At 67.0% G+C, this 13,416-nt stretch carries 13 protein-coding genes and 1 tRNA gene; 10 read left to right on the top strand and 4 right to left on the bottom strand.

Annotation, left to right across the window (positions count from 1 at the left end):
- Nucleotides 1-196: 196 nt before the first annotated feature.
- A tRNA-Pro gene (locus IFT82_RS00130) sits at nucleotides 197-273 on the top strand.
- Between the two features lie 78 nt (nucleotides 274-351).
- On the opposite strand, the gene IFT82_RS00125 is transcribed toward IFT82_RS00130, so the two are convergent.
- Nucleotides 352-1,020: a TylF/MycF/NovP-related O-methyltransferase gene (locus IFT82_RS00125; protein WP_192123184.1), complete on the bottom strand. Its 669-nt coding sequence runs from the start codon at nucleotides 1,018-1,020 to the stop codon at nucleotides 352-354.
- A gap of 274 nt (nucleotides 1,021-1,294) precedes the next feature.
- Here IFT82_RS00125 and IFT82_RS00120 point away from each other — a divergent pair, with 274 nt between their 5' ends.
- The 4 genes from IFT82_RS00120 to kdsA are packed head-to-tail and all read left to right on the top strand — an operon-like array spanning nucleotide 1,295 to nucleotide 5,592.
- Nucleotides 1,295-2,440, top strand: a complete 1,146-nt coding sequence (locus tag IFT82_RS00120; protein ID WP_342355022.1) for a hypothetical protein — start codon at nucleotides 1,295-1,297, stop codon at nucleotides 2,438-2,440.
- Nucleotides 2,437-3,435: a KpsF/GutQ family sugar-phosphate isomerase gene (locus IFT82_RS00115; protein ID WP_244646305.1), complete on the top strand. Its 999-nt coding sequence runs from the start codon at nucleotides 2,437-2,439 to the stop codon at nucleotides 3,433-3,435. The genes IFT82_RS00120 and IFT82_RS00115 overlap by 4 nt, the downstream gene beginning before the upstream one ends.
- A 4-nt stretch (nucleotides 3,436-3,439) precedes the next feature.
- Nucleotides 3,440-4,756, top strand: a complete 1,317-nt coding sequence (locus tag IFT82_RS00110; RefSeq protein WP_192123182.1) for an RraA family protein — start codon at nucleotides 3,440-3,442, stop codon at nucleotides 4,754-4,756.
- Nucleotides 4,741-5,592: a 3-deoxy-8-phosphooctulonate synthase gene (kdsA, locus tag IFT82_RS00105; protein ID WP_199860262.1), complete on the top strand. Its 852-nt coding sequence runs from the start codon at nucleotides 4,741-4,743 to the stop codon at nucleotides 5,590-5,592. The genes IFT82_RS00110 and kdsA overlap by 16 nt, the downstream gene beginning before the upstream one ends.
- A gap of 6 nt (nucleotides 5,593-5,598) precedes the next feature.
- Here kdsA and IFT82_RS00100 read toward each other — a convergent pair whose 3' ends face one another.
- The 3 genes from IFT82_RS00100 to IFT82_RS00090 all read right to left on the bottom strand — a co-directional run bounded on the left by IFT82_RS00100 (nucleotide 5,599) and on the right by IFT82_RS00090 (nucleotide 8,536).
- Nucleotides 5,599-6,417, bottom strand: a complete 819-nt coding sequence (locus tag IFT82_RS00100) for an inositol monophosphatase family protein (RefSeq protein WP_207105713.1) — start codon at nucleotides 6,415-6,417, stop codon at nucleotides 5,599-5,601.
- Between the two features lie 137 nt (nucleotides 6,418-6,554).
- A complete protein-coding gene (locus IFT82_RS00095; RefSeq protein WP_244646303.1) occupies nucleotides 6,555-7,493 on the bottom strand; it encodes a 3-keto-disaccharide hydrolase in 939 nt (312 codons plus the stop codon).
- Nucleotides 7,494-7,531: 38 nt separating this feature from the next.
- Nucleotides 7,532-8,536 (bottom strand): LacI family DNA-binding transcriptional regulator, encoded by a 1,005-nt coding sequence (locus IFT82_RS00090; RefSeq protein ID WP_192123176.1) that lies wholly within the window; start codon nucleotides 8,534-8,536, stop codon nucleotides 7,532-7,534.
- Nucleotides 8,537-8,715: 179 nt separating this feature from the next.
- Here IFT82_RS00090 and IFT82_RS00085 point away from each other — a divergent pair, with 179 nt between their 5' ends.
- From IFT82_RS00085 to IFT82_RS00065, 5 genes are read left to right on the top strand one after another with little or no spacing between them, the layout of a single operon-like run.
- A complete protein-coding gene (locus tag IFT82_RS00085; RefSeq protein ID WP_244646301.1) occupies nucleotides 8,716-9,915 on the top strand; it encodes an MFS transporter in 1,200 nt (399 codons plus the stop codon).
- Nucleotides 9,912-10,976, top strand: a complete 1,065-nt coding sequence (locus tag IFT82_RS00080; protein ID WP_192123172.1) for a sugar phosphate isomerase/epimerase family protein — start codon at nucleotides 9,912-9,914, stop codon at nucleotides 10,974-10,976. The genes IFT82_RS00085 and IFT82_RS00080 overlap by 4 nt, the downstream gene beginning before the upstream one ends.
- Nucleotides 10,973-12,115 carry a Gfo/Idh/MocA family protein gene (locus IFT82_RS00075; RefSeq protein WP_192123170.1) on the top strand — a complete coding sequence of 381 codons (1,143 nt, stop codon included), beginning with the start codon at nucleotides 10,973-10,975 and terminating at the stop codon, nucleotides 12,113-12,115. Before IFT82_RS00080 ends, IFT82_RS00075 begins: the two co-directional genes overlap by 4 nt.
- Nucleotides 12,112-12,498, top strand: coding sequence for a c-type cytochrome (locus tag IFT82_RS00070; protein ID WP_244646299.1), 387 nt, complete (start codon nucleotides 12,112-12,114; stop codon nucleotides 12,496-12,498). The genes IFT82_RS00075 and IFT82_RS00070 overlap by 4 nt, the downstream gene beginning before the upstream one ends.
- Nucleotides 12,495-13,409, top strand: a complete 915-nt coding sequence (locus IFT82_RS00065) for a hydroxypyruvate isomerase family protein (protein WP_342355006.1) — start codon at nucleotides 12,495-12,497, stop codon at nucleotides 13,407-13,409. The genes IFT82_RS00070 and IFT82_RS00065 overlap by 4 nt, the downstream gene beginning before the upstream one ends.
- Nucleotides 13,410-13,416: the final 7 nt, after the last annotated feature.

Here is a 13,416-nt window from a genome sequence, read left to right as displayed (position 1 = left end):
TCGCGCACGAACCGGCCCGCTACCACCCGCAGCGGGCCGTGGCAACGGGCTGGCGGGGCGATGCCGGAGTGACGGGATCGGGATCATCAGGACCCCGGAGCAAGTCGGTGCAATCGGACGCTTGCATCCGTCCCGGAGCGCGCGTAGAGGCCGCGGCTCTGGAGCGTACCGGCCCTGTCGGCACGGCTCCATCGGTCGGGGCGTAGCGCAGCCTGGTAGCGCATCACACTGGGGGTGTGGGGGTCGCAGGTTCGAATCCTGTCGCCCCGACCAAATTATTCGAAAAGCTTGGCGGCGGGATGGTTTTTGGGCGTTACGCCCGGCAATCACGCGGTAATCGTCGTGCACACTTCATGCCGGTACTCGCAGGAATGCGGGTACCGTATAATGCCGCATCTTTTCGAAGCGCATCTTATGTCGGGAGGCGAGTTCTTCCGCCGCGCGGGTGGCGCCTGCCACCAACCCGTAATCGTCGAATACGATCAGCCCGCCCGGCACCATATGCGGCATCAGATGGTCCAACGCGAACGCAGTCGGCTCATAGACATCGACATCGAGATGCAGCAGCGCGATACGCAACTCGGGCCTGCGACCGAGATAATCGGGCAACGTATCGAAGATATTGCCTTCATGAAGATGAACGTTGCCGATTCCCTTGTCGGCGAACAGGTTCATCAGCGTCTCACGGGCAATGCCTTCTCCTCGCTCGCGCTCGAAATTTTCGATGAAGGCCCGGTCGTCGTGGCTCTCCACACCGGCTAGCGGAAATGCGCCGAAGGCATCGAAACCATGCACCTCGCGCGAGGCGTCATTTTCGAGCAAGCTGCGGAACGTCGCAAAGCGCATGAGGGACGCTCCCTTGTAGACGCCCAGTTCCACGACTGCGCCCGGCATGTCGACGATCTGCCGATAGAGCTCGAAATGGGCGAGCAGCTTGCCCATTCGCCCGACTTTTCCCCGCAGGAAGAAGGTGTTCTCCGCTTCGGAAACGGTGTCGGCAGGAGCGGGTACATAGGTCATGGCACATTCCGTCGTGGGTCGACGGGAGACGCCGCATGGGCATCCTCTCCTCAAATCTAGCGGATTTTCCCACGACGCCCGGCGATGGGTAGGAAAATTTTTACCACGTGCGGCAATCGGGTTCGGGCCGATTGCTATCAAGGAAAGAGCCTCGGCATTCCTCGAAACGCGCGTCGGTCTGGAGCGACATGAAGTACCACCGCCTCAACGACAGGTTCCGGGACCTTCCCATGGTCGGAACATCCGCATAAGGATCCTGCTGTATTTGCCGGTCGTGACGCCCTGGTGGTTCAGTGCCATCGTCGAGCCGATCCTGCGCCGACTGGTGACGGTCGCCGACGTGCATGTGCTGGCCCCGATGCCATGGCGGAACACCGGCCTTGGTCACAACGAGCTGGTCAGTTGCAGTGATCTGCCGAACGTCCAATGGCACATCATCGACAGCAACGATCACCCCAGCCTGCGCATGGCGCCGATCGAGCGTGACGATCTGCTGGCGTACATCCATGCCCTGTCACCGGATATCGTGCTGTGTCGAAGCGCGGACTTCGCCACGGCCCGCGCATTTCCGGGGACGGTCCGCTATCTGATGGAGGTCGCCGCCACACCGTTCTGGGTAGTGCCGACGGTCATGATAACCGACCGGCCGTTCGCGAACGGCGTGATGCCCGATCTGGATGCCGCCGGTCGCGCCCGGCTCGACGCCCTGATCGCGCCGCTATGGGCGGACATGCATGCTCACCAGGATCAGGTGACACCGGATCGCCATGCCGTGTTCGATCAACTCGGCATTTCGCCGGACAGGCCAGCTTTCCTGCTGCCGCTGGAATACGAGCATGAGGAGAATTTCTTCCGCCAGCATCGCCCGGACGGTGTCGGCAGCGAGCAGATGCTGGCGACGATCGCCGCGGACATCACCCCCCATGGGACGCTGGTCGTGACGGATCACCCACTGAACGTGCTGCACGTCGACAGGACGGCACTGGCGGACCTCGTTTCGGGTTTGGGCGATCGGGTGATCCTGGCGCCCGCCGGTGTCCTGGGCGTTTCGAGCACGACGGCATTGGCCCGGTACGCGGCCGGGATGCTGGTCGGGGATTCGAAAAGCTTCGCGCTGGCGGCCGCCTTCGGCGTCCCGACGATGCGACGCTCCAGCTTTGCCAGCGCGGACTGGCTCAACACCTATTCGGACATTCCGGCCTTCGTCGACGATGTGTGCCGTGGCGATCCCCGCACCCCGTCCGCAGCGTCGACCCGGACATGGTTCGCCTATCATTTCGCCAATGAAGCCTTCAATCCTGGAAGCCCGGCGCTATCGGGAGAGGAAATCATCGATCGCTGCTGCCGGACCGTCAACCCCGCCCGCTGGGATGCGGGAATGGCGCGGGTGCTCGCCGCCAAACCGGAGCAGGTCCATTGATCGCGCTCGTCGCCCGGCAGCCCCGGTCGTTCGCCGCCAGGGCGGCACGCGATTGGTTCGCGGACGTCATCGCCGGCGAACGGCAGGCGCTGGAGATGTTCGAACGCAGCATCCCCGACAGCGTCACGGCAGTTGTCGCGGCGATTGCCGCGCAGCGTCGGCCGATCGCCTGCCTGGGTGTCGGCAAATCCGGGCTGGTCGCGGCAAAGGTCGCCGCGACGTTCTCCAGCCTCGGCACCCCGGCCTTTTTCCTGAACGCGGCCGAAGCGGCACATGGCGATCTGGGCGCTGTGCAGGATGGCAGTCTGGTCCTGCTGTTCTCCAACAGCGGCACGACGGATGAGATCATTCGCATCCTGCCGATCCTGCGCGCGCGGAACTGCACGTTGATCGGCGTGGTCGGCCGGGCCGATTGCCCGCTGGCCCGCGCCGTTTCGCATCTGATCCCCGCCACGATCGGGGGCGAGGCGGATCATATCGGCATGGCGCCGACCGCGAGCACGACGCTGCAGATGGCCATCGGCGATGGTCTGGCGGTGGCGGTCAGCCGCGCCCGCGCCTTCACCCGCGAGGATTTCCTGCGCCACCATCCCGCGGGCCTGCTGGGCCGGCAGATGGTGCCGATCCACGCCGTGATGCGCACGGGGATGGAATTGCCGGTGGCGCTGCCGTCCGCATCCGTGGCCGAATTGCTGGCGGTGATGTCCGGTGGACGGATGGGGGCCGCCTGCATCGTCGATCACGAGCGCCGGCTGGTGGGTCTGGTGGTGGACGGCGACATCCGCCGTCACCTTCAGGCGCGCCACGACGTCTACACCACCCCCGCCCACGCCCTGATGCAATCCGAACCGCAGGTGATCGGTCTGGACGCCAGACTGGGGGAGGCAATGGTCATGATGCGCGAGCACGCCGGCGGCCTGCTGGTCCTCCCCGTCACCGATGCCGATGGACGCCTCCACGGCATGCTGCACGTCAACGATATCCTGAACGGTTGAACCCATGAAATCCATCGCCTTCATCCCGGCCAAGGGCAGCAGCGACCGCGTTCCCGGCAAGAACACGCAGGTCCTGGACGGAGACTATCTGTTCAAGCGCAAGCTTCGCCAGGCGCTGGAATGCGCCGCGATCACTGAAGTCTGCCTCGATACCGAAAACGATGCGCTGGCCGAACTGGCCAGCGACCTGCCGGTGTCGCGTCTGTCGCGCCCCGCCGAACTGGCGACCAACGCCACCGATGGCCATGCGATGTTCGCGTGGGAATGTGCGCAGCGGCCGGATGCCGATCTGTGGGTGCAGTTGCTCTGTACCGCACCGTTCATCACCAGCGACACCATCGATCGCGCGATCGCGGCGCTGCTGGCCGATCCGCAGGCGGACAGTCTGGTCGGCGTCAGCCGTGGCAAGCAATATTGCTGGGATGGCGATACCCCCGCCTATGGCACCGGCCGCGTCCCCAACAGCGTCGATCTGCCGGCGACCGTGGTCGAGGCGATGAGCCTGTACATCGTGCGCAACACCGGCAACGGCCCGCCCACCCGCCGCTTCGGCACCCGGCCGATCCTGTTCGATCTCGATCCGCTGGAGCAGATCGACATCAATCTGACGCAGGACCTGGCCTTTGCGGAGACCGTGGCCGCCGGGCTGCGTGCGCCCGAAGTCGCCCGGTTTCGCACGCTGCTGCCGCACCTGAGTTCGTCGATCCTGTCCGACATCGCCAAGGAGCGGGGGATGAAGGTGGTATTGCCCGCCGCCCTGCGTCCGACCAGCGGCGGCAAGTTGCTCGGTCGCGCCAAGACGCTGGAACTGACGGCGCTGGCGGTACGGCCGGACCGTTCCCCCGGCGGGCCGTGGAACGGCATCTACGACGCGCTTCAGTCCTATCGGTTCGTGCGGCCCGGCGATGTCATCATGGTGGCGAGCGATGTGCCGGAACACGCCTATTTCGGCGATCTCAACGCCAATCTGGCGATACGGTCGGGCGCGGTGGGCGCGGTGATCGACGGGGCGACGCGCGATACCGCGGACGTCCGGGCGCTGGGACTGCCGGTCTACGCCCGCGGCCAGACCTGCGACGACATCAAGTACGAGGGCACGGTCAAGGCGATGAACCGCCCGATCGCGATGGGCGGTGTGCCGATCAGCAACGGCGACGTGGTGTTCGCCGACGAGGTCGGAGTGGTCGTGATCCCGCGCGATCGGTGGGACGAGATCGAGGAAGCCGCCTGGGAAGTGCTGGCGAACGAGGCGCGCATCCGTATACAGGCGGCACGCGGTCGCGACGTCGGGGCCATCCTTTCCGAATGCGGGCAATTCTGATGGCGGTGGCGATGAAGACGGTGACGGTCGGCGCGATCGAGATCGCCAACGACAGGCCCTTCGTGCTGGTGGCCGGCCCCTGTCAGATGGAAAGCCGCGCGCATGCCCTGGAAACGGCGGAGGCGCTGACGGATATCTGTGCCGGGATCGGCATCCCCCTGATCTACAAGAGTTCGTTCGACAAGGGGAACAGGACCTCGCTCGATGCCCCGCGTGGCATCGGCCTATCGGCGGCGCTCGACATCTTCGCCGAGCTGCGGGAGCGTTTCGGCTGTCCGGTGCTGACGGATGTCCACGATGTCGAGCAATGCGCGATCGTCGCGGAGACGGTCGACGTTCTGCAGATCCCCGCCTTCCTGTGCCGGCAGACCGATCTGCTAGTTGCCGCGGCCCGCACGGGCCGGGCGATCAACGTCAAGAAGGGGCAGTTCCTTGCCCCATGGGACATGACGAACGTCGCCGCCAAGCTGGCGGGTTCCGGCAACGAGCGGATCATCCTGTGCGAACGCGGCGCCAGTTTCGGCTATAACACGCTGGTCAGCGACATGCGGTCGCTGCCGATCATGGCATCGACCGGATATCCGGTCATGTTCGATGCCACGCATTCCGTGCAGCAGCCGGGCGGGCAGGGCGGCAGTTCGGGCGGACAGCGCGAATTCGTCGCGCCGCTGGCGCGGGCGGCGATCGCGGTCGGCGTCGCCGCCGTCTTCATCGAAACCCATCAGGACCCCGACGCCGCCCCCAGCGACGGGCCGAACATGGTGCCGCTGCGCGACATGCCGTCCCTGCTGCGTCGGCTGAAGGCGTTCGACGATCTGGCCAAGCAACCGGGCTGATCCGGTTCAGCCGGTGCCGGCCGGCTGGCGCAGCACCGCCCTAACATGGTCCGCGATGCGGCGATCGCGGGCCAGCAACAGCCCCGTGGCGGTCGATCCCGGTCGATAGGGCGTCCCGTCGAGCCGCTCGACCACGCCACCCGCCTCGACCAGCAGCAACGCCCCGGGGACATGGTCCCATGCCAGCGTTCGCCAGTATAGCGCGAAGTCCCGGCTTCCTTCCGCGACCAGCACATATTCATGGCCGGCGCATCGCATGGTCGGCACGACCGTACCGATCCGGGTCTCCAGCGCGGCTACCGCGGGTGCCATCTCGTCCGGCATGGCGAACCGGCTGACGATGCCCGTCCAGTCTCGGGCGTCGTCGGCCGGCAAACCCGTATCGATCCCGGTCCCGTTGCGGCGGGTACCCCGACCTTGTCTGGCGGTCGTCATCCGGTCGGCTAGCGGGTCGTAAATCCACGACGCGATCGTGGTCCCGTTCTCCAGCAGCGCCACCATCACCGCAAAGGGCGCGCGGCCCGCGGCGAAATTGGCGGTGCCGTCAATCGGATCGACGATCCATACCAGCCCGTCGTCCAGCGTATCGAGCAGCGCGGGCAGAAGGGCGCAGCGTTCCTCGCCGATGAACCGCGCTTCCGGCAGCAACGATGCCAGTGCTTCGGCCAACGCCGCTTCCACCGCATGATCCGCCACGGTGACGATATCGCCCGGTGCCTTCTCTGCGATGTCCTGATCCCGCAAGGCGCGATAGCGGGGCATGATCTCCCGCGCGGCGATCGTGCGTATCAGGGCCTCGACCCTTGCGGAAAGCGTGTCATCCACCGTCATATGTCACCTGGATCGAGGTCGCCGGCGTCGGCGCCCATGGCATTACCGTTGCCCGCCCACGAAGACGATCGATCAATTTCATCCCCGTCCGTTGCGGTGTCGACAGCGATATGCCCGGCCCGCCGTTCCGGTCATTGTCGCACGACGATCCGGGGCAGGGCGTCGATCGGCTCGATGGTGATCGCGCGGAACCAGGTTTCCGCCCCTTCCGATTGCAACTGGATATGCCCGTGCGTCAGCGGGCGTCGGCTACCGTCGGGGGCGATCGTCGCGATGTCGGTGATCTCGGCGACCGGCACGCCGTTGACGACATGGATGGCGCGATCCCCCAGCACATAGAGGTCGAGCGTGTTCCACTGCCCCGCCGGGCGTTCGGCGTCGGTCGCGGCCTCGACGTTCCAGGTCGGGGTGTTGTTGACCATGTCGATCCGCCGGCCACCGACCCGGAACCGCAGGTGCGGCGCGATCAGCGACGGATCGGTCGTGACGCTGGTCCGCCCGCGCACCTTGCCGCCGACCACCACCGCCATGCCGGTCGAACCCTGCATGATCTCGAATTCCATCGACGGGCGCCATGTGCCGAACACCTCGCCGGGTGATCCATGCGTATGATAGAGCAGGCCGTTGTTGGGCGGTTGCCCGATCCGGGGCGCCCACGTCCTGTCCCCCCAGCGATATTGCAGTCGCAGATGATAATCGCGCAGGTCCGCGCGGTGGACCAGGCTACCCCAGGTTCGTCCCCTGATCCAGATGGCGGGGGCGCCATCGATCCGGCGGACCGCGAAACCGGCACCGTCGCTGCCGCCCCGCACCGCGCCGATCGGCCGGGCACCGGGATCGGCGCGATAGGTCAGCGCGGGATCGGCATAACCCAGCCAGCCCCGCCAGTCGTTCAGGGTGCGCCCGTCGAACAGCGTCACCCGCGTTCCCGTGGCGCGCGGCAGATCGGTCAGCACCAGTCGCTGGGGTGTCGCCGCCGGTTCGCCGCCGGTCGTCTGCGCCTGCCCGGGCGCGCCTTGCGCCGGCACCGCGACCGGCACCAGCGCGGCAAGCGAAACGAGCGATAACAATCGGTTCCTGCGCATCGGCATCCTCTCGTCCTGCCGGTTCATGTCGGTGCCGGCGTTGCGGTACTATGGCGTATCACCAGCTCGTGACGCAACGTCACCTGCTGGCAGGGGCTGTCGACCCCGCGCAGGATATCGACCAGCAGGTCGACCGCGCGGCGGCCGATCATCCCCTTGGGCTGCGCGATCGTGGTGAGCGGCGGGTGGAAATACCGGGCGAGGGGCAGATCGTCGAACCCGACGACCGATATGTCCGCCGGACAGGCCAGACCGGATTCGCCGATCGCGCCCAGTGCGCCCATCGCCATCTCGTCACTGAAGCAGAAGATCGCGGTCACGCCCTGCGCCAGCAACCGACGGGTTTGTTCAAAGGCCGATCTGGCGGCATAGTCGCCGATCCCGATATGCAGGGCATCGCGCAGGCCGTGACGTTCGGCGGCGGCCACCGCGCCGGCCAGGCGATCGCGGCTGATCGGGCTGACTTCGGGGCCGGTGATGACGCCGATCGTCCGGTGGCCGAGGTCGATCAGGTGTTCGATCGCCTCCGCGCCGGCGGCCGCATTGTCGATATGGACGCTGGGTACGCCCAGATCGGGGCTGTATTCGCAGCCGTTGACGATCGGGGCGGCCGCGCCTTTCCGCACCAGCAGCGCCGCCAGACTGGCGGGCAGCCGGTGGCCGAGGAAGATCAGCCCGTCGACTTCGCGGCGCGACAGCATGTCGGCATATTGATCCTCCACCTCGGGATCGTGGCGCGTATCGCCGACCACGACCGAATAGCCCGCGTCCCGGGCCGCTTCCTCCGCCCCGCGGATCACGCTGGCGAAAAAGGTGTTGGAGATATCCGGCACGGTCAGCAGGATCTTCGCCGCGCGCAAGGTGCGCAGGCTCCGCGCCGCGACATTGGGCGCATAGCCGGACGCGCGGACCACGGCGAGCACGTGCCGGCGCGTGTCCTCCGACACCTGTTCGGGCCGGCTGAGCACGCGCGACACCGTGGCGGTGGAGACGCCCGCCAATGCGGCCACTTCGATGATCGTCGGCATATCCCGGCCCCTGTAACCCGTGATCGACCATGTCGATATACCGGTGATGTAATCCTTTACATCGGTTTCGCGGCCTCGTAGCCTGATGCTCGACAAGCAGGACAACTGCGATCGGAGAGGTGCGAATGGCGGTTGCATATGATGCATCCCACGCGACAGGCGTAAACCCGGCGGGCGGCATGCTGACCGGGCGACTCAGCGCGCTGATGTTCATGCAGTTCTTCGTGTGGGGGGCGTGGAACGTCACCCTCGGTCTGGTCATGCAGACGGTCGGGATCGGTAATCTGATCGGCAACGCGTTCTCGGTCGGCCCGATCGCGTCGATCGTCGGATCGTTCCTGCTCGGCATGGCGGCGGCACGTTATGTCAGCCCGCGGATGTTGATGGTGATCCTGCATCTGGTCGGCGGCGCGATCCTGTTCGCGCTGCCGTCGTTCGTGACCCCGGCGGCGGGCGCCACCTTCGTCTGGCTGCTGCTCGGCTACATGATCCTCTATATGCCGACGGTCGGGCTGGCCAACACGATCGCGCTCAAGAGCTTTGGCGACCGGACCGACAATTTCCCGTTCGTCCGCGCGTTCGGCACGCTCGGCTGGATCACCGCCGGCCTGATCGTCGGCTGGGCCGGCCTGTCCGCCAGCCCGCAGATATTCCGCGTCGCGGCGGTCGTCTCGGTCGCGCTGGGATTCTACAGCTTCACGCTGCCCCATGTCGCCTCCGATGCGCCGCGGCAAGAAAGCGTGATCCGGCAGGTCTTTTGCGTCGAGGCGTTCGGATTGCTGCGGCAGCGGTCGTTCCTGATCTTCATGACCTGCGCGACGCTGATCTCGATCCCGCTCGCGATGTATTACGCCTATGCCTCGCCCTATGTCGGCGCGACGGGGATCGCCAATGTCGGCGGTACGCTGGCGATCGGGCAGATGTCCGAACTGGTCTTCATGTTCTCGATGCCGTGGCTGTACCGCCGGTTCGGGGTGAAGCCGCTGCTGCTGGTCGGGATGATCGCCTGGGCGCTCCGTTATGCGCTGTTCGCGATCGGTGACGGCGGCTCGTCGTTATGGGCGGTCTATCTGGGCGTGGCGCTGCACGGCGTCTGCTACGATTTCTTCTTCGTGGCCGGGGCGATCTACACCGGCACCGTCGCCACCCCGAAAGGCGTCAACGCGCAGGCGCAGGGGATGCTGACGCTGTTCACCTATGGCGTCGGCATGTTGCTGGGGTCGCAGATCGGCGCGATGCTCTATGCGCAATTGCCGGCCGCGCCCACCATCGCCGACTGGCAGCAGATGTGGTGGTATCCCGCAATCGCCGCGGCGGTGATCGCGCTGCTGTTCCAGTTCACCTTTCGCGACGATACGGGACGGGAGGTCGCGGCATGACGGCGATGAAGGGGCCGGCGATCTTCCTGGCGCAGTTTCTGGGCGCGGAGCCGCCGTTCGATACGCTGGGCGGGCTGGCCGAATGGGCGGCGAGGCTGGGCTATGTCGGGGTCCAGATTCCGTGCAGTCCGCAACTGATCGACCTGACGCTGGCGGCCGAAAGTCGCGACTATTGCGACGATCTGCGCGGTACGCTGGCCCGGCACGGGATCGAGATCACCGAACTGTCGACGCATCTGCAGGGGCAGCTGGTCGCGGTCCACCCGGCCTATGACGCGCTGTTCGACGGGTTCGCGCCGCCCGAACTGCGCGGCAAACCGGCGGAGCGGCAGCGATGGGCGGTCGATCAGGTGAAGCTCGCCGCCCGGGCCAGCGCCAATCTGGGCCTGTCCGCCCATGCGACCTTCCCGGGCGCGCTGGCCTGGCCCTATGTCTATCCCTGGCCGCAGCGCCCCGCCGGCCTGATCGAGGAGGCGTTCGCCGAACTCGCCCGCCGCTGGACACCGATCCTCGACGCGTTCGAGGCGGCGGGCATCGATTGCGCGTTCGAGGTCCATCCGGGCGAGGACGTACATGACGGGGCGTCATGGGAACGTTTCCTGGCGGCGGTAGACCATCATCCACGGGCACGCCTGCTGTTCGATCCGTCGCATTTCGTGCTGCAACAGCTCGATTATCTTGATTTCATCGACCGCTATCACGACCGGATATCGTGTTTTCACGTCAAGGACGCCGAGTTCAATCCGACTGGGCGGTCGGGCGTCTATGGCGGGTACGAGAACTGGGTCGATCGCGCCGGGCGGTTCCGGTCGCTGGGCGACGGGCAGGTCGACTTCTCCGGCGTCTTCAGTCGCATGGCGCAATATGGCTATGCCGGTTGGGCGGTGCTGGAATGGGAGTGCGCGCTGAAGCGGGCCGAGGACGGCGCGCGGGAGGGCGCGCCCTTCATCCGCGATCACATCATCCGGCTGACCGAACGGTCGTTCGACGATTTCGCGGCGAGCGGCATCGACCGGGCATCGATCCGCTCGATCCTCGGCCTGTCGGGGGAGGGCGCATGACGCGGCTGCGGCTGGGCATGGTCGGCGGTGGGGAGGGGGCCTTTATCGGCGCGGTCCACCGCATGGCCGCCGCGCTCGATGGCGACTGGCAACTGGTCGCGGGCGCGTTCAGCCCCGATGCCGGGCGCAACACCCACACCGGGGCGCAGATCGGGCTGGACCCGCAGCGCGTCTATCCGTCGCTCGACGCGATGATCGCCGGGGAGCGGGCGTTGCCGGCGGACGAGCGGATCGACGCGCTCGCGGTGGTCACGCCCAATCACCTCCACGCACCGATGGCGATCGCCGCGCTGGAGGCGGGGTTCGCGGTGCTGTGCGAAAAGCCGATGGCGATGAACGTCGCCGAAGCCAAGGCGATCGCCGCGGCGGCCGAAGCCAGCGGCAGCCGGTTCGCGCTCGCCTTCACCTATAGCGGCTATCCGCTGATCGAGGAGGCGCGGCTGCGCGTCGCGCGCGGCGATTTCGGTGCGATCCGGCTGGTGCAGGTCGAATATCTGCAAGGCTGGCTAAGCCTGCCGATCGATAACGACGGCAACCGGCAGGCGGCATGGCGCACCGATCCCGCGCGGGCGGGCATGGGCGGATGTCTGGGTGATATCGGCACCCATGCATTTCACCTCGCCGAGCATGTGTCCGGCCTGTCGGTGGAATCGGTATCGGCGGACATCGCGACGCACGTGCACGGGCGGCGGCTGGACGACGATGTCAGCGCGTTGCTGCGGTTCGTGGGCGGCGCGCGGGGTGTACTGAAGGCCAGCCAGGTCGCGGCGGGGGAAGAGAACGGGCTGCGCCTGCGCATCCATGGCGAGCGCGGCGGGCTGGACTGGGCGCAGATGGAGCCGAATACGCTGACGCTGCGCTGGCTGGATCGGCCGGCCGAGGTGGTGCGGACCGGCGGGCCCGGCCTGCATGACGGGATCGCCGCGCTGACGCGGACCCCGGCGGGCCATCCCGAAGGCTATATCGAGGCGTTCGCGAACCTGTACCGGGCCTTCGCCGCGGCGATCCGGGGCGATGGCGATCGCCGCTTCCCCGGCGTGGTCGACGGGTTGCGGACGATGCGGTTCATCGAGGCGGTGATCGCCAACGCCCATGCCGACCGGAAATGGACACCGATCGATCCAGGAGAGACGGAATGAAGCTGCTGATGGTCATGGGTGTGGGTGTCGTCGCGGCGGGGGCATCGGTGATCGCCTCCGCCCCAACCACCGCCCAGGCGCCGGCGAACGCGCCGCCCGCCTTCGCCGCCTGTCGCGCGTGCCACACCGTCCAGAAGGGCGGGCGCAACGGCATCGGGCCGAACCTGTACGGCGTCGTCGGGCGCGACGCGGCGGCGGTACCCGGCTTTCAATATTCGGCGGCGATGAAGGCGGCGAAGCTGCGCTGGACCGACAGGACGCTCGACGAATATCTCGCCGCGCCGTCGAAGAAGGTGCCCGGCACGCGGATGCCGATCGCGACGCCCGATCCGGCCAGACGGGCCGCGATCATCGCCTATCTGCGTGCGGAAGGCGCGAAGTGACGGACGTGTCCCGCCGCACCCTGATCGCCGCGGGGGCCGCCGCATCGCTGCTGCCCGCCGGGATCGCCGCGCAGCGTCGTGGGGGCAACGCGGCCCGCTTCTCGCTGGGCTATGCCCCGCACGAGGGCAGCTTCGCCAGCCGGGGCGGGCGGATCGAACAGATCGCCTATGCCGCCGATCAGGGCTTCACCGCGTGGGAGGATAACGAGGCCGCCACCCGTTCCGTCGCCGATCAGACCGCGATGGCGAAGGCGCTGTCGGATCGGGGCATGACGATGGGCGTGTTCGTCGCCAGCATGCCGCAATGGGCAAAGTCGCGGCCGTTGCTCGGCGCTGAAGACGGGGCGGAGCGCGAGGGGTTCCTGGCCGACATCCGTGCCTCGATCAGTGTCGCCAAACGCCTGAACGCGACACGGATGACCGTCGTCACCGGCTTCATGGACCCGAAGGTGCCCGTCGATATCCAGACCGCGCGGGTGATCGATGTGATGCGCCGCGCCGGCGATATCGTCGCGCCGCACGGCATCGCGATGGTGATGGAGCCGCTCAACACCCGGACCAATCATCCCGGCGTGTACATGCAGACGGTCGCGCAGGGTTATGCGGTCGCGCGCGGCGCGAACAGCCCGGCGGTGAAGGTGCTGGCCGATCTGTATCACGAGCAGATCCAGTCCGGGAACCTGATCCCGACGCTGGCGACCTGCTGGGACGAGATCGGCTATATCCAGTTCGGCGACAATCCCGGCCGCAAGGAGCCGACGACGGGCGAGATCAACTATCGCTCGATCGTCAGATGGCTGCGCGCGAAACGCTATGCCGGCGTGATCGGCATGGAGCACGGCAATTCGGTGCCGGGCCGGGCGGGCGAGGACCGCCTGATCGCCGCCTATCGCGAGATCGATGCGGCATGAGGGGGAA

The organism is Sphingomonas sp. CFBP 8760 (assembly GCF_014841615.1).
Lineage (GTDB): Bacteria > Pseudomonadota > Alphaproteobacteria > Sphingomonadales > Sphingomonadaceae > Sphingomonas.
The sequence above is the reverse complement of the archived record's forward strand: the minus strand, read 5'-3'. Positions and strand labels throughout refer to the sequence as shown.

Bases quoted from the DNA above. Each gene is read 5' to 3' on its own strand.
- IFT82_RS00125 (WP_192123184.1), bottom strand. From the start codon at position 1,020: ATGACCTATGTACCCGCTCCTGCCGACACCGTTTCCGAAGCGGAGAAC.
- IFT82_RS00110 (WP_192123182.1), top strand. From the start codon at position 3,440: ATGAAATCCATCGCCTTCATCCCGGCCAAGGGCAGCAGCGACCGCGTT.
- kdsA (WP_199860262.1), top strand. From the start codon at position 4,741: ATGCGGGCAATTCTGATGGCGGTGGCGATGAAGACGGTGACGGTCGGC.
- IFT82_RS00090 (WP_192123176.1), bottom strand. From the start codon at position 8,536: ATGCCGACGATCATCGAAGTGGCCGCATTGGCGGGCGTCTCCACCGCC.
- IFT82_RS00085 (WP_244646301.1), top strand. From the start codon at position 8,716: ATGCTGACCGGGCGACTCAGCGCGCTGATGTTCATGCAGTTCTTCGTG.
- IFT82_RS00080 (WP_192123172.1), top strand. From the start codon at position 9,912: ATGACGGCGATGAAGGGGCCGGCGATCTTCCTGGCGCAGTTTCTGGGC.
- IFT82_RS00075 (WP_192123170.1), top strand. From the start codon at position 10,973: ATGACGCGGCTGCGGCTGGGCATGGTCGGCGGTGGGGAGGGGGCCTTT.
- IFT82_RS00070 (WP_244646299.1), top strand. From the start codon at position 12,112: ATGAAGCTGCTGATGGTCATGGGTGTGGGTGTCGTCGCGGCGGGGGCA.